Origin of the sequence: Bradyrhizobium diazoefficiens, from assembly GCF_016616885.1 — a bacterium.
In the GTDB taxonomy this organism is placed as follows: domain Bacteria; phylum Pseudomonadota; class Alphaproteobacteria; order Rhizobiales; family Xanthobacteraceae; genus Bradyrhizobium; species Bradyrhizobium diazoefficiens_F.
Genome location: NZ_CP067102.1, coordinates 6,549,928 through 6,571,526, shown reverse-complemented (window position 1 = coordinate 6,571,526; position 21,599 = coordinate 6,549,928). Strand labels below are relative to the sequence as shown.

Here is a 21,599-nt window from a genome sequence, read left to right as displayed (position 1 = left end):
TTAGAGTGCAGGAGTAGGTTTGATGCAAATCATTCGCTGCATCGCGCTGTCGGCGGTGCTCGTATTGCTTCCCGGCGCCGCCTTTTCGCAAGGCAAGACCGCTCCCAAGGACGCAAAGCTCTATTTCATCACGCCGCATGACGGGCAGAGGGTTCGCGGTGCCTTCCTGGTCCGGTTCGGCTTGCGCAACATGGGTATTACCCATGCCGGCGACGACTATCAGAACGCCGGTCATCATCATCTGCTGATCGACGTCAACGATCCCATCGATCCCAAGGAGCCGATCCTGCAGGACAAGTCGCATCTGCATTTCGGGGCAGGGCAGACCGAGACCCTGCTCGAGCTTCCGCCGGGCACCCACACGCTCCAGCTGGTGCTGGGCGATGCGAAGCACTATCCGTTCGAGCCGCCCGTCGTGTCGGAGAAGATCTCCGTACGCGTCAGGCCGCCCGCTTCGGCGCGGTAGCGCGTTGGCGAGAGATCAGCGCAGGCTGGCGTTGAACTTGTCCAGCGCCGCCGAGCCCGGGCAGAGCGTGTCCGCTTCCAGCGAATTGAGCGGCGTCTCGACCGTGTTGAGATGGCTGTGCAGATCTTCCGCGTCTGGATCGACGTAAAGGAGCCCGGTGACGATCTGGCCCTTGGCGGCGTGCCTCGCGAGGAAGGTCTGGGCGCCGAGCCGGTCATGCGGATCGTAATCGGCGTCGATCTTGCGCAGCGCGATCTTGCTGCCGTCGTGCTGCTCGACCACCTGCACCGTGCCCGGCGCGTAGTCGACAGCGATCGGATCGCGGCCGACCAGCACGTCGAGCCGGTTCACCGCGTCGTTGTGCTCACGGACATAATCAAAGCTCTTGGTCGAGCCGGCGTGGTTGTTGAAGGCGATGCAGGGGCTGATGACGTCGATGAAGGACGCGCCCGTGTGGCCGATCGCGGCCGCGATCAGCGGCACGAGCTGGCTCTTGTCGCCGGAGAACGAGCGCGCCACGAAGGTCGCTCCCAGCTGCAGCGCGATCGCGACGAGGTCGATGGCGTTGTCGGTGTTGGTCACGCCCTTCTTCGACTTCGAGCCGCGGTCGGCGGTGGCCGAGAACTGGCCCTTGGTCAGGCCGTAGACGCCGTTGTTCTCGACGATATAGGTCATGTTGACGCCGCGCCGGATCGAATGCGCGAACTGACCGAAGCCGATCGAGGCGGAATCGCCGTCGCCGGAGACGCCGAGATAGATCAGATCGCGGTTGGCGAGGTTGGCGCCTGTCAGCACGCTCGGCATGCGGCCGTGCACCGAGTTGAAGCCGTGCGAATTGCCGAGGAAATAATCCGGCGTCTTCGACGAGCAGCCGATGCCGGAGATCTTCGCCACCCGGTGCGGCTCGATCGAGAGCTCGTAGCAGGCCTCGATGATCGAGGCCGTGATCGAGTCATGGCCGCAGCCGGCGCACAGCGTCGAGATCTTGCCCTCGTAGTCGCGATGGGTGTAGCCGAGCTCGTTCTTCTTGAGCCCGGGATGATGGAATTTCGGCTTGGCAATATAGGTCATGACACGGCCTTGCGGAGCGGGGTCACCTTGAGGTGATCCTGATGGTCGCCAATGGCTTTCGCAATATAGCGGGCGGTGATCGGGGTGCCGTCATAGTGCACGATCGGCACGAGGCGGACGGGATCGATGCCATTCTCATTGACGATGAGCTGACGGAGCTGGCTGTCGCGGTTCTGCTCGACCACGTAGACGAAATCGTGCTCGGCGAGGAAGCTCGCCACGCTGGAGTGGAACGGAAAGGCGCGGATGCGCAGGCGGTCGAGCTGGTGCCCGCGCGCCTCCAGCAGTCCGATCGCCTCGTCCATCGCCGGCGAGGTCGAGCCGAAATAGATCACGCCATATTTGGTCGGCCGTTCCGCATTGGCCTGCAGCGGCCGCGGCACGAGGTCCTGCGCGGTCTCGAACTTGCGCACGAGCCGCTGCATGTTGTCGGCATAGACCGAGCCTTCCTCGGAATAGCGCGCATAGCGATCACGCGAGGTGCCGCGGGTAAAATAGGAGCCCTTGGTCGGATGTGTGCCGGGATAGGTGCGGTAGGGGATGCCGTCGCCATCGACGTCGAGATAGCGGCCGAAGTCACGTCCCTCGTCCAGCATCTCGGCGGTCATCACCTTGCCGCGGTCATACTGTTTGGCATCGTCCCACTTCAGCGGACGGCAGAGCCGGTGGTTCATGCCGATGTCGAGGTCGAGCATCAGGAAGATCGTGGTCTGCAGCCGTTCGGCGAGATCGAAGGCGGCGGCTGCGAACTCGAACGCCTCGGCCGGATCTTCCGGGAACAGCAGTACATGCTTGGTGTCGCCATGCGAAGCATAGGCGCAGGCGATGATGTCGCATTGCTGGGTGCGGGTCGGCATGCCCGTCGAGGGGCCGGCGCGCTGGATGTTCATGATCACGGCCGGGATCTCGGCGAAGTATGAGAGGCCGATGAACTCGGTCATCAGGGAGATGCCGGGGCCCGAGGTCGCGGTGAAGGCGCGCGCGCCGTTCCAGGACGCGCCGATGACGATACCGATCGAAGCCAGCTCGTCCTCGCCCTGCACGATCGCGTATTTCGCCTTGCCGGTCTCGGGATCATGCCGGAATTTCTTGCAATGGGCCGTGAAAGCCTCCGCCACCGAGGACGACGGCGTGATCGGATACCAGGCGCACACGGTGGCGCCGCCATAGACGGCGCCGAGCGCGGCGGCGCTGTTGCCCTCGATGAAGATGCGATCGCCGACCTTGTCGGACTTCTTCACCCGCAGCCCGATCGGGCATTTCAAATTCTGCAGCGCCCAGTCACGCCCCAGATGCAGCGCATGGACGTTGGAGGACAAGAGCTTCTCCTTGCCCTTGTACTGCTCGCCGATCAGTTGCTCGATCAGCTTAGGATCCATGTCGAGCAGCGCGCTGAGCGCGCCGAGATAGATGATGTTCTTGAACAGCTGGCGCTGGCGCGGATCGGTGTAGGTCGAGTTGGTGATCGCGGTGAGCGGCACGCCGATGACGGTGATATCGTCGCGGAATTTGGTCGACGGCATCGGCTTGGTGGAATCGTAGAACAGATAGCCGCCGGGCTCGATGCCGGCGACGTCCTTGTCCCAGGTCTGCGGGTTCATCGCCACCATCATGTCTACGCCGCCGCGAGCGCCGAGATGGCCGTCTTCGGTCACCCGCACCTCGTACCAGGTCGGCAGGCCCTGGATGTTGGAGGGGAAGATGTTGCGCGGGGACACCGGCACGCCATGGCGCAGGATGGCGCGCGCGAACATCTCGTTGGCGCTGGCCGAGCCCGAGCCGTTGACGTTGGCGAAACGGACGACGAAGTCGTTTACGCTGCTGATCGGCTTTTTGTCGGACATGTCGAACCTGCGTAAGTCATCTCGATGAAATATTTCTGCATGTCCCAGGCCCCGGTGGGACAACGCTCGGCGCACAGCCCGCAATGCAGGCAGACATCCTCGTCCTTGACCATGACGCGTCCGGTCTTGAGGTCGCTGGACACATAGAGGTCCTGGTCCGGATGCGGCGAGGGTGCCTTCAGGCGATGCCGCAGATCGTCTTCCTCGCCATTTTGCGTGAAGGTGATGCAGTCCATCGGGCAGATATCGACGCAGGCATCGCACTCGATGCACAGCGAGGTCGAGAACACGGTCTGGACGTCGCAGTTCAGGCAGCGCTCGGCTTCGCCCAGCGCCAGCTTGACGTCGTAGCCAAGCTCGACCTCGGTGCGGATGTCCTTCAGTGCGATCACCTTGTCGCGATGCGGCACCTTGAAGCGCTTGTCGTTGGAGATGTCGTTGTCATAGCTCCATTCGTGGATGCCCATCTTCTGCGAGGAGACGTGCACCTCCGGCAGCGGCCGCTCGGTAATGTCCTCGCCCGAGAGCAGCTTGTGGATCGACAGCGCGGCGTCGTGCCCCTGCGCCACCGCCCAGATGATGTTCTTCGGCCCGAATGCGGCGTCGCCGCCGAAGAACACCTTGGGATTGGTCGAAACGAAGGTCTTGGGATCGACCTTTGGCATGTGCCATTTGTCGAACTCGATGCCGCAATCCTGCTCGATCCAAGGGAAGGCGTTCTCCTGGCCGACCGCGACCAGCACGTCGTCGCATTCGATGGTCTGGTCCGGCTCACCCGAGGGAACGAGGTTGCGGCGGCCCCTGGCGTCGTATTCGGCCTTCACCTTCTGGAAAATGACGCCGGTGAGCTTGCCATCGTCGTGGATGAACGAGACGGGGACGAGGAAGTTGAGAATCGGGATATCCTCGTGGATCGCGTCTTCCTTCTCCCAGGGCGAGGCCTTCATTTCCTCGAAGCCGGAGCGCACGATCACCTTGACGTCTTCGCCGCCAAGCCGGCGCGCGGTGCGGCAGCAATCCATCGCGGTGTTGCCACCGCCGAGCACGATCACGCGCTTGCCGATCTTGTCGGTGTGGCCGAACGACACGGACGAGAGCCAGTCAATGCCGATATGGATATTGCCGGCGGCCTCTTTCCGACCCGGAATGTCGAGCTCGCGGCCGCGCGGCGCGCCTGATCCGACGAAGATCGCGTCGTATTTCTCCGCGAGCAGGGCCTTCATGCTCTCGATGCGGTGGCCGCCTTTGAACTCGACGCCGAGGTTGAGGATGTAGCCGGTCTCCTCGTCGATGACCGAATTGGGCAGGCGGAATTTCGGGATCTGGGTCCGCATCATGCCGCCGGCTTCCGGATCGCCGTCGAACACGGTGCAGTGATAGCCGAGCGGCGCGAGATCGCGCGCCACCGTCAGGGACGCGGGGCCACCGCCGACGAACGCGACACGCTTGCCGTTCTTCGCAGTCGGGTGCGGCAGACGCTGCTTGATGTCGTCCTTGAAGTCGGCGGCGACGCGCTTCAAGCGACAGATCGCCACCGGCGTTTCCTCGACGCGTCCGCGCCGGCACGCCGGCTCGCAGGGACGATCGCAGGTGCGTCCCAGAATTCCGGGAAACACGTTCGATTTCCAATTGATCATATAGGCGTCGCTGTAGCGGCCTTGTGCGATCAATCGGATATATTCGGGAACCGGGGTGTGCGCAGGACAGGCCCACTGGCAATCGACCACTTTGTGAAAGTAGTCGGGGGCCGCGATATCGGTCGGTTTCATTCCTACCCTGTCCGCACAGGCCCAAAGACCCCGCGGCCTTTTCTTGAGCTTGGCGAACGCTTAACGCGCGTCGATCTGGTTTCTGAATGACGTCATTGGGTTAGCTTATTAGAACCGCTCCGAAGTACAACGGCAAATTTTCGCGCGTCCCCTCTTTCATGGGAGCTGCGCGCGCACAGCATTAACAGGGGCGCACTATGCGGCGATGCAGCATGTGCGATGCGTGCTGGAACGTCAGCCGGCGATGCGCCGGAGGTCCTGAACGAGAACGGCGATCTTCGACAGACTTGCCCGACGATGCGGCCAGGCCGCGAAGACGTTCATCGTCGGCAAGCCCGCGTCAGTGAGAACCTCGACGAGCTCACCAGACGCAAGATCGCCGCGCGCCAGATACGATGGCAGCACGGCGATGCCGGTGCCATCCAGCGTCAGCGACCGCACCGCCATCATGTCGCTGGCGATGATCCGTGGCATGATTTCGATTTCGACGGGCTTGCCAGACCACTCCAATCGCCAGTTGGTGCGCGGCGCGTAGGTTCGCTGCACGATGCAGCTGTGATCGGCAAGATCCTGCGGCGAGGCGACTGGCGCGTGCCGGGCGAGATATTGCGGAGCGGCGCAGATGTGCAGCGTGAAGCGATCGATGCATGCGGCCACGAGGCCCGACTGCGTCGGCTCGGCAATCCGGATCGCGACGTCGAAACCGTCCTCGAGAATGTCGACGTAACGATCCGACAGATCAAGCTCGAGCCGGAGCCGCGGATGACATTTGGCAAGGGCCGCCAGCCGCGGCACGATTATGGTGCGGCCGTAGGCCGTCGGCATGGTGATGCGTAGCAGGCCTTCCGGTTCGCCACCTTCCGACTGCACGCGCCCCTCGGCCTCGGCGAGCCGGGTCAGCACGTCGCGCAGATCGGCGGCGAAGGCGAGACCTGCCTCCGTCAGGCCGACCCGCCGGGTGGTGCGTTCGACCAGCCGCTTGCCGATGCGCAGTTCGAGCGAGGCGATGCGCCGGCTGACGGTGGACTGCGTGACGCCGAGTTCGCGCGCGGCCGCGCCGAACCCACCGCGGTCGGCGACCGTAAGAAATGCCTCTGCTTCCTGAAAGTTAGGCCTATCCATGCAATTAACGGATTTATGATATCGAAATCCTGCCGTATTAATCCGATAATAGCCAGAATAAGCCTGCGCAGCCAGTTATTCATTGAGGGGCCGCATTCATGATCAGCGTGACCCAAGCGATGCGCGAGCGCCGTTCGGCGCGGGCCTATTTGAGCAAACCGGTTCCGGTCGACACCATTCGCGACATCATCATGATCGCCCGCCGTACCGCGTCGTCGAGCAACATGCAGCCCTGGCGCCTTAGCGTGATGGCAGGGGCCGACCTCGACCGCCTGAGGGGCGCAGTGCGGCAAAGCCTTGCCGCCAATCCCTCCGCGGAGGGTTCGGAATACAGGATCTACGCCGCCAATCTGAAGGATCCCTACAACCGCCGACGTATCAAATGCGCCGAGGATCTCTATGGCACGATCGGCATTGCGCGTGAGAACAAGATGGCGCGGCTGATGCAGTTCGCGCGCAACTTCGACTTCTACGGCGCTCCGGTCGGCATGATCCTGTCGATCGACCGCAGCATGGAGCAGGGCCAGTGGGCCGATGTCGGCATGTTCCTGCAATCGATCCTCCTGCTCGCGCACGAACGGGGGCTTGCGACCTGTCCGCAAGCCGCGTGGGCGGCAATGCACGAGACGGTGCGCGCGCACCTTGCTCTTCCGGCGGAGTTCATCGTGTTTTGCGGAGTTTCGCTCGGCTTTGCCGACGCGGCGCACCCGATCAATGGTCTCGTGACCGAGCGCGCGTCGTTCGAGGAGATTGCGGAACTGCGGGGATTCACGAACGCGGATACAAGCGCGACCAAGGTGGAGGCGATCGGCTAGAGCGTTTTCGAGCGAAGTGGATACCGGTTCGCGTAAAGAAAACGCGTCAAAACAAGAATCTAGAGCCCCGTTCCGATTCCATCGGAACGGAAAAGGCTCTAGGCGCGTGGTCGAGGCAAGTCGCCTTTGGCGAGGTCCCACATCAGGCAGTAAGTGCCGACCGAGATCGGCAGCGGGAAGGGCGCGGCCGCAGGGCCGGTGAAGCGTTCGGCGATGACGGCCGAGACCGCGCCGACACGCGTGCCGTCGATCAGCACGAACCAGTCGCGCGCGCCTTCGTTGCGCACCGCCGGAATGTCCGCCGTTGCGCCGGACAATTCTGGTTCGCTTTCGAGCAGATGCATCGAGATGATGCCTTCGCGATCCCCGGGCGCCAGTCTCTCTTGCAGTGCATCACGCCATGCGCCGGCATTGTCGGCCGTCGGGCGCAACCGCACGAGGCCGAGCGCCGCGCCGCGGCCGGTGCCCTTGCTGATGGTGATGCGCGCGACCACGCGCAGCATGTTCTTGAAATGCGCCATGGTCCGCCGCGACCATTCGGTCTGGTTGGCGAGCCGCGCCCGGTAGGCGGGACTGTCGAGCACGTCGAGCGTCACGGTCGAATATAGCGAGAGATATTTGGGATTGGCGGCGTGCGCGACATAGCGCCGCGCTTCCAGGAAACCCTCGATCGCGACGCGCTCTTCCAGATGCTCGCGATCGTACCAGCGATTGAAATCGGCTTCGTCCGTGGCGTCGACGTTCATCGACGTCAGCAGCATGCCTGTCCCGGCGAGCGGCATTTTCTTGTTGTCCTTTTTCGCGCGTTAACGCGCGGCCTTCGACGCGAGGTCGGCGATCGACTTCATGACCGCGTCCCTCACGCCGGCATCATAGAGCGAATGCCCGGCTTCTTCCACGATCCGAATCTCGGAACCCGGCCAAACTTTCGCGAGCCGCGCAGATGTCTCAGGAGGGCACAACAGATCGTAGCGGCCCTGCACGATGATGCCGGAAATGCCTTCGAGCCGGCCGGCGTTTCGCAACAGCTGGTTCTCGCTCATGAAGGAATTGTTGACGAAGTAGTGCGCCTCCATGAACGGCGTCGCCGGCAGCGTGCGCCACACGTTCAGTGACGCCAGGTCGATCCGCGTCTTGGCCGCTTTGTGTTCCGACAAGGCGCGCTCGGTATCGTGCCAGGCGCGCGAGGCGGGACCATGCACGGCGGGATCGGCGTCGAGGATGCGGCGATAATAGGCGTCCACCGGCTGGGCCCGTTCTTCGGGCGACAGCACACTCAGAAAATCCTCGTAGAGCGCGGGATAGAATTGCGCCAGACGCGAGGTGAAGCCGCTCACGACTTCCTCTCGCGTGCCGAGAAAAGTCGCGCGCAGCGCAATGCCGCAGACGCGCTCGGGATGAGCCTGCGCATAAGCCAGCGCCAGTGTCGCGCCCCAGGAGCCGCCGACCACTATCCAACGGTCGAAGCCGAATTTTTCGCGGATCTTCTCCATGTCCGCGATTAGGTGCGCCGTCGTGTTGTGCTCGCGCGATCCTTTGGGGCGGCTGCGGCCGCAGCCGCGCTGATCGAACAGCACCGCGTGCATACGCTCGGGATCAAAAAGGCGGCGATGATCGGGCTGGCAGCCGCTGCCGGGCCCGCCATGCAGATAGATCGCGGGGATGCCGTCAGCGCGGCCGACGCTCTCGACATAGAGCTCATGGCCGTCGCCGACGTCCAACATGTCAGAGGTCAGCGGCGCAAAGGGATCGGCGCGTCTGGCCGATGCGGCCGCGTCGGCGTCAGGCACCATTCTCGGATTCCAGAGTGCCGCCGGCGAAATTGCGGTACACGAAGCGGTTGGTCTCGCCTTCGGCCTCGCGCTCGGCCTGCTTGAAGATGGTCTCGTGCAGCGGCGACAGCGCGCAGGCCGGATCGGTGTTGGCGGCATCGCCGGTCAGCGCAAAGGCCTGGCAGCGGCAGCCGCCGAAATCGATCTCGCGGAATTCGCAGGTCTTGCACGGCTCCTTCATCCAGCCGGTGCCGCGATAGCGGTTGAAGGCGTCGGAGTTCTGCCAGATCCAGGCGATCGAATGGTTCGAGCGCACGGACAAGAAGTCGAGCCCGGTGATGCTCTCGGCGGCGTGGCAGGGCAGCACCTTTCCGGCCGGCGAGATGTTGAAGAACTGCCGGCCCCAGCCGCCCATGCATTTCTTCGGCCGCAGCGCGTAATAATCAGGCACGACGTAGTCGATCGCAAGCGTCCCCTTGAGCCGCTCGCGCGCCTCCTCGACGATGCGAGTGCATTCGTCGAGCTGCGCCACCGTCGGCATCAGCGCGGCGCGGTTCTTCAGCGCCCAGCCATAGTACTGGACATTGGCGACCTCCAAGCGGTCGGCATCGAGATCGATCGACATCTGGATGATGTCGGGGAGCTGGTGCAGATTCTGCCGATGCATCACCGCATTCACGGTGAGCGGCAATTCGAGCTCGCGCGTCCATTTGGCCACTTCGAGCTTCTTGCGATGACCGCCCTTGTAGCCGGCGACGCGATCGGCGGGGCCCTCTTCGATGCCCTGGAAAGAGATCTGGACGTGGCAGAGCCCGGCATCGGCCAACGCGCTGAGCCGCTCGCGCGTCAGCAGCACGGCCGAGGTGATGAGGTTGGTGTAGAGGCCGACGTCGCTGGCATGCTTGACCAGCTCGACGAGGTCCTTTCGCGCCGTCGGCTCGCCGCCGGAGAAATGCACCTGGAGCACGCCGATCTCGGCGAGCTCGCTCAGCACCTTCTTCCACTCGTCCGTGGTCAGCTCCTTGCCGGAGCGGTCGAGCTCGACGGGATTGGAACAGTACGGGCATTGCAGCGGACAGCGGTGCGTGATCTCGAGCAGCACGGCGAGCGGAATGCCGAAGGTCTCCGCGGTCGACCGGCTCTTCTCCAGCACCGCGAGGCTGTCGCTGGCGTCAGGCGGGATGGTCGGGAGCACATCGCTCATGGCGTCTTCTCCCGGGCTTCGGTGAGGAAGCCCTTGTCGGCGAGATCCTGCAGCATGACGATGACGTCGGCGAGGATCGCCTCGCGGGGTGCAGCGTATTTCGCAGCCAGCTGATCGGACACGTCGCCGACATTGCGCTTGCCGTCGCAGAGCTGCAAGACCTCGACTGCGATCTCGTCCGGCGCCAGCACGCGTTCCGGCGCCAGGATCACCCAGACTTTCCGCGTCTCGTCGTATTTCAGCTTGGCGTGCCGCGGCAGCACGGGGCGGCTTGCCTCGCTGACGCTGATGTTCCGCGGCCCGGCCATTGCTCTTGTCCCTCAGCTCGCTTTGGGCACGAACGCGCCCGGCGGAATGTTGCCTTCGACATAGGCGTGCTGGAGCGCGTCGAGCTGCACCCACAGCACGTTGGTCTTGAAGATCAGCGCGTTGCAGACCTGCGCGCGCTGCTCCGGCGTCGTGGCATGCGCCTTGACATAGTCGAGCGCAAAGCCGGCATCGCGCGGCGCCTGCGCCAGCCGGCGCTTGAAATAGCTCATGATGTCAGGGTTGACGAAGTCGTAATGCTCCAGCATGCCGGAGATGCGTTCCTCGTGCAGGTTCGGCGCGAACAATTCGGTCAGCGAGGACGCGATCGCCTCCAGCGGGCTTTTTTCGCGGCAGTAGTGGACATAGGCCTCCACCGCAAAGCGCGTCGCCGGCAAAATGCCTTCGGTCGATTCCACATAGGCCGTGTCGAGACCGAGGCCTTCGGTCAGCTTGAGCCAGCGCTCGATGCCGCCCTCGCTGCCAACATCGCCGTCATGATCCTCGATGCGGTGGCGCCATTCCAGCCGCGTGGCGCGGTCGCGGAAGCGCGAGATCACGACCGCGTCCTTGATCGGGATCGTGCTCTGGTAATAGTAGCGGTTCAGCGCCCAGGCCTGCACCTGGCCCTTGTTGAGCTTGCCGCCGTGCAGGAGCTTATGGAACGGATGCAGGCTGTGATAGCGCGTGGCGCCGATGTGGCGCAACGTCGCCTCCAGCTCCTCTGCCGAGTTGAGCCTGATGTCCTTGCCGACCGAGAGCGCAGTCATTCCAGTCAGTGTCTTGCCAGTCATGGACGCGGCATTCACAGCACGATCTCCGTTCCGTCGGCGGGTATCTGCCATCCCGCATCTTCAGCGGCTTTGCGCTCGGGGGAGGCGGGCAGCAGCGCCGGATTCGAGTTATTGATATGCAGAAACATCTTCCTGCCGATAGTGAGATCGGCCAGCCGCGCAATCGCGCCATCATGACCGGACATCGCGACGTGGCCCATGCTCTTGCCGGTCTTGTGGCCGAGGCCAGCCTTGATCATCTCGTCATCCTGCCAGACCGTGCCGTCGAAGAACACCAGTGCGGCGCCGTCAATCTCGGCCTTGAGCGCATCGGTCACCTCGGCACAGGCGGCGATGAAATAGAAGGCCTTGCCGCTGGCTTTGTCGGTGATCTTCAGGCCCAGCGTATCACCGTCGCCGCTCTCGCCGCCGGGGTGCGCCTTGCCTTCGAGGTACCAGGCCGACTTGCCCGGCACGGCGAAGGGTAGAACTTCGAGGCCTGAGCGCGCACCGTCAGGCAATCGCGGTTCGAACGGCTCGCGGATCAAAATCGGCTGGCGCTTGACGTTCTTCTCGTTCAGCACGTTGAAGATGCTGTTGCTGGCCAGGATCGCCAGCACCTTCTCATGCGCATAGACCGTGAAGGGCGAGCCCTCGCGCATCGACAGCAGCCCCGCGACCGCATCCACTTCGCTGTTGGTCAGGATCACGCCTGCGACAGGCGTATGGCGCAACGCGCCGGCCTTGGGATGCAGCCGCGGCGTGGCATTCAATTGCTGGCGAAGGTCGGGCGAGGCGTTGATCAGGAACCAGTGCTCGCCGTCGCCGCTGAAGGCGACCGAGGCCTGGGTTCGATAAAGCTCGTGGCCGTGGCTACGGGCCGCCCGGCAGCCCTCGCAACCGCAATTCCATTGCGGGACTCCGCCGCCGGCCCCGGCGCCCAGGACGACGACGCGAAGCATGATCCGTCTCCTGGAGGCAACGTCGCCAGGTGGATCTAGGCCAACACAGTTTCCATCAGTCGGAAACCGATCGTGACCGAACGACCCACCTGCGCAGAACGCGTACTCACCAACCGCTTACTTGCGGGTGGCGCTCACATACATGTTGATTTCCATGCCGCAGGGCACTTCGACGATCTTGGGGGCTTTCCAGGCCATTTTGGCTCTCCATTTTCCCGATTTCGGACGTTTACGCCCAAGAGTTAAAGTACTGCGGGCGCAGAAGTTCGCCAGTGAAATTTTCCCGAGAGTGGGCATGTTGCGCCGCGAAAAAATACGCGTGGAACTCCACTTTCTGGCGATACAGCCTTGCGCTTGGCGCATTCGGTCGCGAACCCTGTCCTGATAAAGCAGTTGTGAGTGCAGTGCAGCTTTCAATCCGGTACAGGCGCCTCTAGCTGGATCTCGTGATGCCCAAATATTTCTTCAACACCCGCATCGGCGATGAATTGATCGTGGATCCTGAGGGAGAGGACCTGCGCAACCCAGATCGCGCCTGGGAGGTCGCCCGCCAGATGATCCTGGAGGTGGTGAAGTCCGAAGGCGCCCAGCCGGCGCTGATGGAGGCGGTCATCGAGGTGACCGACGTCGAGGGGGACATCGTGCTGGAATTCCCCTTCACCGAGGCGCTGCTGGACATGCCCGACCAGTCGGCGACGAAGCACTAACCCGCTCTTCATCCCTGCGAAATCCGCATGGCTTTGCTGCGTTCCCGGCGCTAAAAGACGCCGGTCATACGGAGCAAGCCATGCAAGATCTCTGGCGCCTGTCGGCTGCCGACCTCGCCACCCTCGTCAGGTCCAAGAAGGTGTCCGCCCGGGAGGCGGCGAAGGCCGGCCTCGACCGCCTGGACGCCGTCAATCCCAAGCTCAACGCCGTGATCGACCACCGGCCCGAGGACGTGCTCAAGCAGGCTGATGCCGTCGATGCCGCCATTGCCAGGGGCGAGGACCCCGGCGTGCTCGCGGGCGTGCCCGTCACCATCAAGGCCAATGTCGACCAGGAAGGCTTTGCCACCACCAATGGCCTCAAGCTCCAGCGCGACCTGATCGCGCGCGAGGACAATCCGGTGGTCGCCAATTTCCGCAAATCCGGCGCCGTCCTGCTCGGCCGCACCAATTGCCCGGCCTTCTCCTATCGCTGGTTCACCACCAATCTCGTCCATGGCGACACCAAGAACCCGCGCGACGCCGCGCTGACCCCGGGCGGCTCGTCCGGCGGCGCCGGCTCGGCGGTCGCGGCCGGTATCGGCCACATCGCCCACGGCACCGACATCGCCGGCTCGATCCGCTATCCTGCCTATGCCTGCGGCGTGCACGGCCTGCGCCCGACCTTGGGCCGTATCCCCGCCTTCAACCCGGCGCTGCCGGAGCGCCCGATCGGGCCGCAGATCATGGCGGTCTCGGGCCCGCTGGCGCGCACCGTCAATGATCTCAGGATTTCGCTCGCCGCCATGTCCGCTCGCGACGTGCGCGATCCCTGGTATGTGCCGGCGCCGCTGGAAGGCCCGGCAGTGCCGAAGCGCGCGGCGCTCTGCCTCAAGCCGGACGGTCTTGAGACCACGCCAGAGGTGAAGGCGGCCGTGACCGACGCCGGCAAGCGGCTGGAGCGTGCCGGCTGGACCGTCGAAGTGATCGAGAACACCCCGCCGATGCGTGAAGCGGTCGAGTGGCAGCGCAAGCTCTGGCTCGGCGATGCCTATGACGCGCAGCTCGAAATGGCCGAGCGCGAGGGCGATCCCGGTGCACTGGCGTGCCTGCGCGGCAACCGCGCCAAGGTCACGCCGATGGACCAGGCGAATTACGCGCAGGCGCTGACCCGCCGCGCCACGCTGACCCGCGACTGGATGCTGTTCTTCGAAAAATACGCCGTGGTGCTGACGCCGGTCTCCGGCGAGCTGCCGTTCCCCGATCATCTCGACCGCAAGGACGCCGCCTCCTTCGAGCGCGTCTGGGAGGCGCAGCTGCCGCAGATCGCGACGCCCTTCATGGGGCTGCCGGGCCTCGTGGTCTCGACCGGCCTCGTCGGCAAGATTCCGGTCGGCGTGCAGATCGTCTCCGGCCGCTATCGCGAGGATCTGTGTCTGCTCGCAGGCGAAGCGATCGAGGCGGGCGGCGTGCCGCCGTCGCCGATCGACCCCGTGGGTTAGCGATGTCCGCGATTTACGACTTCAAGGCCAATTCGCTTGCCGGCGACGAGGTGCCGATGCGCCAGTTCGAAGGACAGGTGCTGCTGATCGTCAACACCGCGAGCAAATGCGGCTTCACGCCGCAATATCGCGGGCTGGAGGATCTGCATCGCGATCTGTCGCCGCGCGGCTTCTCGGTGCTCGGCTTTCCCTGCAACCAGTTCGGCGCGCAGGAGCCGGGGCAGGCAGCCGAGATCCAGACCTTCTGCTCCACCAACTACGATGTCACCTTTCCGCTGTTCGAGAAGATCGACGTCAACGGCGCCCACGCGCACCCCTTGTATGAGTACCTGAAACGCCAGCAATCCGGCCTGTTGGGCGCCTCCATCAAATGGAATTTCACCAAATTCCTGGTGGACCGTGCCGGCCACGTGATCGCGCGCTACGCGCCGACTGCGCGGCCGGAAGGATTGCGGCAGAAGATCGAGACCCTGTTATGAGCGAGACAATCATGAGCGACGAATTTCCCGACCGCCTGTCGGTCGACCCCAACAGCCCCTATTACAACGCCGACATCCTGTCGCGCGACGTGGGCATCCGCTTCAAGGGCATCGAGAAGACCAATGTCGAGGAGTACTGCATCAGCGAAGGCTGGGTCCGCGTCACCGCCGGCAATGCCAAGGACCGCTACGGCAACCCGCTGACCATCAAGGTGCACGGTCCGGTCGAGCCGTATTTCAGGGATAAGAAATAAGCGCGCCGCGCAGACACTCTCTCCTCGTCATTGCGAGGGGCGCGCGCTCTCCCTCTCCTCGTCATTGCGAGGAGCCCTTGCGACGAAGCAATCCAGACCATTTCCACGGTGACACTCTGGATTGCTTCGCTTCGCTCGCAATGACGAAAGTGAAAGGCCACCCCCATGTCCGTCCGCATCGTCGACGTTCGCGAGATCACCAAACCGATCTCATCGCCGATCCGCAACGCCTATATCGACTTCACCAAGATGACGACGAGCCTCGTTGCGGTCGTCACCGATGTCGTCCGCGACGGCAAGCGCGTCGTCGGCTACGGCTTCAACTCCAACGGCCGCTACGGGCAGGGCGGCCTGATCCGCGAGCGCTTTGCCTCGCGCATCACGGAAGCCGATCCGAAGTCCCTGCTGAATGCTGCCGGTGACAATCTCGACCCCGACAAGGTCTGGGGCGCGATGATGACCAATGAGAAGCCGGGCGGCCATGGCGAGCGCTCGGTTGCGGTCGGCACCATCGACATGGCGGTGTGGGATGCGGTGGCGAAGATCGCGGGCAAGCCGCTGTTCCGCCTGCTCGCCGAGCGTCACGGCGTCGCAGCCAATCCGCGCGTGTTCGTCTACGCCGCCGGCGGCTACTACTATCCCGGCAAGGATCTCTCGATGCTGCGCGGCGAGATGCGCGGCTATCTCGATCGCGGCTACAACGTCGTCAAGATGAAGATCGGCGGCGCTGATATCGGCGAGGACCGCACCCGCATCGAGGCGGTGCTGAAGGAGATCGGCAAGGACGCGCAGCTCGCCGTCGACGCCAACGGCCGCTTCAATCTCGAGACCGGCATCGCCTACGCAAAAATGCTGCGCGATTATCCGCTGTTCTGGTACGAGGAAGTTGGCGATCCCCTCGACTACGCGCTGCAGGCCGCACTCGCAGAGTTCTATCCGGGTCCGATGGCGACAGGCGAGAATCTCTTCAGCCACCAGGACGCGCGCAACCTGATCCGCTACGCCGGCATGCGCCCCGACCGCGACTGGCTGCAATTCGACTGCGCGCTGTCCTACGGCCTGTGCGAATACCAGCGCACGCTGGACGTGCTGAAGACCTACGGCTGGTCGCCCAGCCGCTGCATCCCGCACGGCGGCCACCAGATGTCGCTCAACATCGCAGCCGGCTTAGGCCTCGGCGGCAACGAAAGCTACCCCGACCTGTTCCAGCCCTACGGCGGCTTCCCCGACGGCGTCCGTGTCGAGAACGGCCACATCACCATGCCGGATCTCCCGGGCATCGGTTTCGAAGGCAAGTCCGATCTCTACAAGGAGATGAAGGCGCTGGCGGAGTAGCGTTGGGGGTTGATGCACGACGGCCGCGCCACCCACTCCGCTGTCATGCCCGGCTTGAACGGGGCATCCAGTACGCCGCGGCCGATGTGGCGAGAGCGAGCTGTTCAACGCCAGCCTCTGGAATACTGGATCGCCCGATCAAGGTCGGGCGATGACTCCATGGTTGTCGCCCAGGTGTGTCGGACGTCCGCTGCTCTTCGTCACCCCACCGCCACCACCTCCGCCACCACCATCGGCTGCTGCACTCCATACATCAATGACCGCCACAGCCATTCGAGCGGGCCATAGCGGTAGTGGCGCAGCCACCATGTGCTGAAGCGTACCTGTCCGGCGTAGACGATGATGCCGATGGCCAGCGCCGGGGTGATGCCGAGCCGGCCGAACAGGCCAAGGCCGTAGCCGTAAAAGATCCAACCGAAGACAATGGATTGTGCGACGTAGTTGGTGAAGGCCATCCGGCCGAGCGGCGCGGCCCAGTCAAGTAACGTCTTGCCGCGCTCGAAATGGGCGATGCCGAGGATGGCGGCACCATAGCCTAGCGCGAGCAGGATGGTGCCGAGCGGCTCGCTGCCGCGATAAAGCAAGGCTGCGCCGAGGCCGATTGCGGGAATCGCGATGGCGAACAGGGCGCGGACATTCTGCAGAATGCGGCTCCGCCAGGCCAGCGCGCCGACGAGAAACAACCCGATCGTGCGCAGGAAGACGAACGCGTGTAGGGAGGCGATGAGGGGAATTTCGCGGAAGCGAAACGCCAGCACGTCGAGGAAACCGCCGTTCGCATAGATGCGATTGGCATCCATGACGTCCTGCCAGATCGCGACCCTGCTCGGAAACAATCCGGCCGGCGGAAAGGCCTGCATGGCCAGATACAGCGCGAGAGACACCAGCGCGGCGAGTGTCACCAGCCAGCGCGGACCAAACAGCAACGGCAGCACGATGAATCCGGCAAGCGCATATTCGGTGAGGATATCGCCGTTCCAGATCAGGCACAGATGAATGATGCCGAACACCAGTAGCACGGCGAGCCGGCGCAAGAGCAGCACAGCGCGGCGCTCGCTGGTCGCGAGCCGGTCGAATTGAATGGCAAGACCTGCGCCGAACAGCAGCGAAAACAGCGCGAATGCCTTGAGTTCGACGGCATGGGTCAGGATCGCTTCGATGGCGCGATCGACCGGCGACGCCAGCATCCTGGGACCCAGAAACTGTTCGAAGATCGAAACGCGAAATTCCATCACGAGGTTGATGGCCATGACGCCGAACAGGGCGATGCCCCGCAGCACGTCGATGGCATCGATCCGCTCCGAGGACGGCGTCGGCCTTGGGACTACGGCGCTATGGGAGGTCATGGAAGAATTTCAATTGTGGCTCGGCGACGCGCGATGGGGACGAGGCGCGCCGCCACATTCTCCGTCATTGCGAGCGCCTTGTCCGCCATAGCTCGTAGAGCGACGGCGGAAGCGAAGCAATCCAGAATCGTTCCGCGGAAGCAGTCTGGATTGCTTCGTCGCAAGTGCTCCTCGCAATGACGGTGGGAGCGAGCGTCTGCCTTACGACAGCCGCATATCCAGCAGCCTTCGCCCTTCGCCCTTCAAGAGCTTCTTCACCGCACCGGACGCCACGACCTCGCCGTCATTGGCGTAGGCTTCGTGGTTCTTCTCGATGTCGTCGAGGCGGTAGAGGTAGTTCACCATCACGCCGGCGGATTCGCGCATGCCCTTGGGCGAGAGGTCGCCGAGCCAGTTGATGCGCTCCAGCCGCGCTCCGTTGCCGAGGTGGAAGCGGGCGACGGAATCGATCAGGCGGCCCTTCGGCGTGCGCGCCCTTAGGAAGTAGTACGCGGCGAGCGGCTCGATCACGCTGCGCAGCTGCGCGGTCGTCTCGGGATTCTCGAACCATTTGGGATCGTCGAGGCGCTTCAGGATCTCGCGGTCCTCGTCCGACAGCGGCAGATCCTTCTGCTTCAGCCATGGCATGAAGCCCGGCACCGGCGACAGCGTCACGAAGGTGTCGAGCTTTGGCGTTTCGCGGCGCAGCTCTTCGACCACCTGCTTGATCAGGAAGCTGCCGAAGGAAATGCCGCCAAGGCCGCGCTGGGTGTTGGAGATCGAATAGAACACGGCGGTGCGCGCCTTCTCGATCGGAAGGTATTGGCGATCCACCGCCAGCAGCGGCGCGATCGCACCGGGAATGGTCTCGGTCAGCGCCACCTCGACGAAGATCAAGGGTTCGTCGACCATCGCGGGATGGAAGAAGGCGTAGCAGCGGCGGTCGACCGGATCGATGCGGCGGCGCAGATCGTCCCAGTCGGAGATCTCGTGCACGGCTTCGTAGCGAATGATCTTTTCGAGGATGTTGGCCGGGGTCGACCAGTCAATCCGGCGCAGCACGAGAAACCCCCTGTTGAACCACGAAGAGAGAAGATGCGAGACGTCGCGATCGAGCGCGGCGAGATCGGTGTGTCCGTTCATCATGCCGAGCAGGTCGGCACGCATGGCAACGAGATCGCTGGTGCCACCCGGCGCGCGGTTGAGGCGACGGATCAGCTCCTGCCGGCGTGGCTCAGACGCGAAGTGAAGGGCGCTGGCGTCCTCGTCGGCCGGCTTGGCGCGCCATGCCTCGATCGCCTTGGCCAGACGTTGCCGGTCCGGGCCGAAATCGCGCACCAGCGCTTCGAAGAAGGCGCGGCGTCCTGCCGCATCCAGCTCCTGGTAGACGTCGAGCACTTCTCGCGCCATGGCTGTGCCGGAGGCTTCGCCCCGGCCCGACAGCAGCGCACCGCAGAGCTCGATCAGCCCGTCGGCATCGTGTTTGGTATCGGCCGAATCGCGGCGCAGCAGCGTGCGGCCGCGCTCGGAGATGGTGGCAAGCAGGTCGGAGAAGAAGGCGTTAGCCATCTGGGCCTTTCGAAACCGGGTTTGTGCGGTGCGGAAGCTTACACGGGATTTAAGCGGAAGCCGATCACAATCAAGCGGAGGAATTTGGCAACTTTAGTTAGGCCATGCGCCCCACGGTACACTGTCATGCCCCACCGGTGGCGTTTGGAGGACGGGGCGGCTCCCTCGCACGCCGTCATTGCGAGCGAAGCGAAGCAATCCAGACTGCCACCGCGGAAAGATTCTGGATTGCTTCGCTGTGCTCGCAATGACGAGGTTGGGGCCCCCTGCTTCCCCGCAAACTCCGTCGGCGTCCGTCCCGTCACCTGACGGAAGGCCGCCGAAAAAGCCGGGACGCTGGCATAACCGAGCTGCGTCGCCAGCTGCTTGACCGAGACGCTCGCATCCGTCGACAACCGCTGGATCGCCGCCGCAATCCTCGCGCGCTGGCACCAGCTCTTGAAGCTCAGTTGCGTCTCGGTCGAGAACAGCCGCGACAGCGTGCGCGCGGAGGTTCCGACCTCGCGCGCCAGCGTGTCGATGTCGTGCAGTCCGGTCGGATCGTCGAGCACGATCATCGCGGCGCGCCGGCAGCGCGGCTCGTGGGGCAACGGCACGAAGGTCGCGGAGTCCTCGGCCTGATGCAATTCCAGCATCACCAGGCGCACCAGCAGCTCGGTGCGCTCCTCGGTGTTGCGCGCGTCGAACAGCGCGAGGATCGCCTGATTGAGCAGCGGCGACACCCGCACCACGAATTCCCTGGTCAATCCCTCATAGCGCTTCTCGCGCTTCAGCCAGGCAAGGTCGAAATACAGCGTGCACATCTCGATGTCGGCGAGAAGGTCGATGGCATGCTCGAGCCCGGCCGGGACCCAGACCGCGCGGTCCGGCGGCACCAGCCAGCGCCCCCCGGGCGTGTTCACCTGCATCGTGCCCTTCGCGGCATAGACCAGCTGCGCCTCGCGGTGCATGGGCGGGTCGAGCCGCAGGCCCTTGGGATAATCGCGCGCGACCAGGTGCACGCCCGCGGTGGAGCGGTGGTTGCCCCGGACCTCCCGAAGGATTGGCGTTTCGACGACAGTCATTGGCAGCACCCCGTCATGGCCAAGACATATAACTCATTTCGGAGCAGGAGAGGATTCGTATGAACAGCCCCAGCCGGGTCATCAGTTTCGTCAACGCAGGCCATTTCATCGACCATTATGCGATGCTGATCTTCGCCGCCGCGGTGATCATCATGGGGCCGGCGCTCGGCATGGCTTATTCGGAACTGCTGCATTACGCGACCCCGGGTTTCATCGCCTTCGGCGCCGGCTCGCTGCTCACCGGCTGGCTCGGCGATCGCTGGAGCCGCCGCCACATGATGCTGATCTTCTTCATCGGCATTGGCGCCTCCATGATCTCGGTCGGCTTCGTGCAAACGCCAGTGCAGCTCGGCGCGGCACTGCTTGCGATCGGCATGTTCGCCTCGATCTATCATCCCGTTGGCACCGCGATGATCGTGTCCTATGCCGACCGGCTCGGCCGCGAGATGGGCATCAACGGCGTCTGGGGCAATCTCGGCGTCGCCTCGTCCGCGCTGGTCACCGGCGTGATCGGCCAGTATCTCGGCTGGCGTTTTGCCTTCGTCGTCCCCGGCATCGTCACTATCCTGATCGGCATCGCCTTTGCGATGCTGGTCGTGCATGAGGACCGCAAGGGCTCGAAACAGGCAGCGGCGCAAGCGCGCGTCGCCAAGCAGGACATGTGGCGCGTGGTGCTGTCGCTGCTGATCGTCGTGATCGCGATCTCCACCACCTTCAACGCCGTCACCGTCGCGCTGCCAAAGCTGTTCGCGGAGCGGCTCGCGGACCTGACCAAGAGCCCGGCGCTGCTCGGCGTGATCGCGGCCTGCGTCTACGTGTTCGGCGCCATGACGCAGTACACGATCGGCCGGCTGCTCGACCGCTATTCGTTGAAGACGGTGGCCTTGCCGCTGTCCTTCATGCTGGCGCCGTTCCTCTATCTCGCCGCGAGCCTGTCCAACCTGCCGCTGATATTGGTGTCGATCGGCATCGTCATGGGCGCGTTCGGGCAGGTCACCGTGAACGACGCCATGGTCGGCAAATACACCAGCGAGGAATGGCGCTCGCGCGCCTACGCCGTGCGCTACTTCATCGGCTTCACTGCGGCCGGCGCCTCGGTCGGCCTCGTCGCCTGGCTCTACGAGCAGGGCGGCTTCGTCACCATGCTGCACGCGTTTGCTGCGCTCTGCCTGCTCGCGATTGCGGCGGCGATCATTCTCCCGCGCGAGATCCGGACGCCGGCGGCGGCGTGACGCGTCGTCGTGAGGCGCGCAGCTCGCGCCTCACCGTCATTGCGAGGAG

At 64.1% G+C, this 21,599-nt stretch carries 21 protein-coding genes and 1 pseudogene; 8 read left to right on the top strand and 14 right to left on the bottom strand.

Features of this window, described 5'->3' with window-relative positions:
* Positions 1-22 precede the first annotated feature (22 nt).
* A complete protein-coding gene (locus JJC00_RS30580) occupies positions 23-466 on the top strand; it encodes a DUF4399 domain-containing protein (RefSeq protein ID WP_200469529.1) in 444 nt (147 codons plus the stop codon).
* Positions 467-481: 15 nt separating this feature from the next.
* Here JJC00_RS30580 and JJC00_RS30575 read toward each other — a convergent pair whose 3' ends face one another.
* From JJC00_RS30575 to JJC00_RS30560, 4 genes are all read right to left on the bottom strand, one after another.
* Positions 482-1,537, bottom strand: coding sequence for a 2-oxoacid:ferredoxin oxidoreductase subunit beta (locus tag JJC00_RS30575; protein WP_200469528.1), 1,056 nt, complete (start codon positions 1,535-1,537; stop codon positions 482-484).
* Positions 1,534-3,381 (bottom strand): 2-oxoacid:acceptor oxidoreductase subunit alpha, encoded by a 1,848-nt coding sequence (locus JJC00_RS30570; protein ID WP_200469527.1) that lies wholly within the window; start codon positions 3,379-3,381, stop codon positions 1,534-1,536. The genes JJC00_RS30575 and JJC00_RS30570 overlap by 4 nt, the downstream gene beginning before the upstream one ends.
* Positions 3,351-5,150 carry an FAD-dependent oxidoreductase gene (locus JJC00_RS30565; RefSeq protein WP_200469526.1) on the bottom strand — a complete coding sequence of 600 codons (1,800 nt, stop codon included), beginning with the start codon at positions 5,148-5,150 and terminating at the stop codon, positions 3,351-3,353. The genes JJC00_RS30570 and JJC00_RS30565 overlap by 31 nt, the downstream gene beginning before the upstream one ends.
* Positions 5,151-5,384: 234 nt before the next feature.
* Complete coding sequence (locus tag JJC00_RS30560; protein ID WP_200469525.1) at positions 5,385-6,272, bottom strand: LysR family transcriptional regulator; 888 nt, start codon at positions 6,270-6,272, stop codon at positions 5,385-5,387.
* 98 nt (positions 6,273-6,370) lie between these two features.
* Here JJC00_RS30560 and JJC00_RS30555 point away from each other — a divergent pair, with 98 nt between their 5' ends.
* Positions 6,371-7,087, top strand: coding sequence for a nitroreductase (locus JJC00_RS30555; RefSeq protein WP_246773976.1), 717 nt, complete (start codon positions 6,371-6,373; stop codon positions 7,085-7,087).
* Positions 7,088-7,185: 98 nt separating this feature from the next.
* On the opposite strand, the gene JJC00_RS30550 is transcribed toward JJC00_RS30555, so the two are convergent.
* The 7 genes from JJC00_RS30550 to pqqA all read right to left on the bottom strand — a co-directional run bounded on the left by JJC00_RS30550 (position 7,186) and on the right by pqqA (position 12,302).
* Complete coding sequence (locus JJC00_RS30550) at positions 7,186-7,869, bottom strand: DUF4286 family protein (RefSeq protein WP_200469524.1); 684 nt, start codon at positions 7,867-7,869, stop codon at positions 7,186-7,188.
* Positions 7,870-7,893: 24 nt separating this feature from the next.
* Positions 7,894-8,880, bottom strand: a complete 987-nt coding sequence (gene pip / locus JJC00_RS30545) for a prolyl aminopeptidase (RefSeq protein ID WP_200469523.1) — start codon at positions 8,878-8,880, stop codon at positions 7,894-7,896.
* Positions 8,870-10,063, bottom strand: coding sequence for a pyrroloquinoline quinone biosynthesis protein PqqE (gene pqqE, locus JJC00_RS30540; protein ID WP_200469522.1), 1,194 nt, complete (start codon positions 10,061-10,063; stop codon positions 8,870-8,872). Before pqqE ends, pip begins: the two co-directional genes overlap by 11 nt.
* Positions 10,060-10,371, bottom strand: a complete 312-nt coding sequence (gene pqqD / locus JJC00_RS30535) for a pyrroloquinoline quinone biosynthesis peptide chaperone PqqD (protein WP_200469521.1) — start codon at positions 10,369-10,371, stop codon at positions 10,060-10,062. The genes pqqE and pqqD overlap by 4 nt, the downstream gene beginning before the upstream one ends.
* 12 nt (positions 10,372-10,383) lie before the next feature.
* On the bottom strand, positions 10,384-11,163 hold the full coding sequence (pqqC, locus tag JJC00_RS30530) for a pyrroloquinoline-quinone synthase PqqC (RefSeq protein ID WP_200469520.1): 780 nt from the start codon (positions 11,161-11,163) through the stop codon (positions 10,384-10,386).
* Positions 11,164-11,174: 11 nt separating this feature from the next.
* Positions 11,175-12,104, bottom strand: coding sequence for a pyrroloquinoline quinone biosynthesis protein PqqB (pqqB, locus tag JJC00_RS30525; RefSeq protein ID WP_200469519.1), 930 nt, complete (start codon positions 12,102-12,104; stop codon positions 11,175-11,177).
* 117 nt (positions 12,105-12,221) lie between these two features.
* The gene (pqqA, locus tag JJC00_RS30520; RefSeq protein WP_007595659.1) at positions 12,222-12,302 is read right to left on the bottom strand and encodes a pyrroloquinoline quinone precursor peptide PqqA; all 81 of its coding nucleotides are present in this window, start codon (positions 12,300-12,302) and stop codon (positions 12,222-12,224) included.
* 251 nt (positions 12,303-12,553) lie between these two features.
* On the opposite strand from pqqA, the gene JJC00_RS30515 reads away from it, so the two are divergent.
* The 5 genes from JJC00_RS30515 to tarD all read left to right on the top strand — a co-directional run bounded on the left by JJC00_RS30515 (position 12,554) and on the right by tarD (position 16,360).
* Complete coding sequence (locus JJC00_RS30515; RefSeq protein WP_200469518.1) at positions 12,554-12,811, top strand: DUF6894 family protein; 258 nt, start codon at positions 12,554-12,556, stop codon at positions 12,809-12,811.
* An 80-nt stretch (positions 12,812-12,891) separates the two neighbouring features.
* Positions 12,892-14,292, top strand: a complete 1,401-nt coding sequence (locus JJC00_RS30510; protein ID WP_200469517.1) for an amidase family protein — start codon at positions 12,892-12,894, stop codon at positions 14,290-14,292.
* A 2-nt stretch (positions 14,293-14,294) separates the two neighbouring features.
* The gene (locus JJC00_RS30505; RefSeq protein ID WP_200469516.1) at positions 14,295-14,771 is read left to right on the top strand and encodes a glutathione peroxidase; all 477 of its coding nucleotides are present in this window, start codon (positions 14,295-14,297) and stop codon (positions 14,769-14,771) included.
* Positions 14,768-15,025, top strand: a complete 258-nt coding sequence (locus JJC00_RS30500) for a DUF3297 family protein (RefSeq protein ID WP_148754636.1) — start codon at positions 14,768-14,770, stop codon at positions 15,023-15,025. Before JJC00_RS30505 ends, JJC00_RS30500 begins: the two co-directional genes overlap by 4 nt.
* 165 nt (positions 15,026-15,190) lie before the next feature.
* A complete protein-coding gene (gene tarD, locus JJC00_RS30495) occupies positions 15,191-16,360 on the top strand; it encodes a D(-)-tartrate dehydratase (RefSeq protein ID WP_200469515.1) in 1,170 nt (389 codons plus the stop codon).
* A 200-nt stretch (positions 16,361-16,560) separates the two neighbouring features.
* Here the strand turns inward: tarD and JJC00_RS30490 are convergent, their stop codons facing one another.
* From JJC00_RS30490 to JJC00_RS30480, 3 genes and pseudogenes are all read right to left on the bottom strand, one after another.
* Positions 16,561-17,706 (bottom strand): DUF418 domain-containing protein, encoded by a 1,146-nt coding sequence (locus JJC00_RS30490; RefSeq protein WP_200469514.1) that lies wholly within the window; start codon positions 17,704-17,706, stop codon positions 16,561-16,563.
* 201 nt (positions 17,707-17,907) lie between these two features.
* Positions 17,908-19,254 (bottom strand): malonyl-CoA decarboxylase, encoded by a 1,347-nt coding sequence (locus JJC00_RS30485; RefSeq protein ID WP_200469513.1) that lies wholly within the window; start codon positions 19,252-19,254, stop codon positions 17,908-17,910.
* 269 nt (positions 19,255-19,523) lie between these two features.
* Positions 19,524-20,318 (bottom strand): annotated as a pseudogene (locus tag JJC00_RS30480) (AraC family transcriptional regulator); the annotation flags it as partial.
* Between the two features lie 59 nt (positions 20,319-20,377).
* Here JJC00_RS30480 and JJC00_RS30475 point away from each other — a divergent pair.
* On the top strand, positions 20,378-21,550 hold the full coding sequence (locus JJC00_RS30475; RefSeq protein WP_200469512.1) for an MFS transporter: 1,173 nt from the start codon (positions 20,378-20,380) through the stop codon (positions 21,548-21,550).
* Positions 21,551-21,599: the final 49 nt, after the last annotated feature.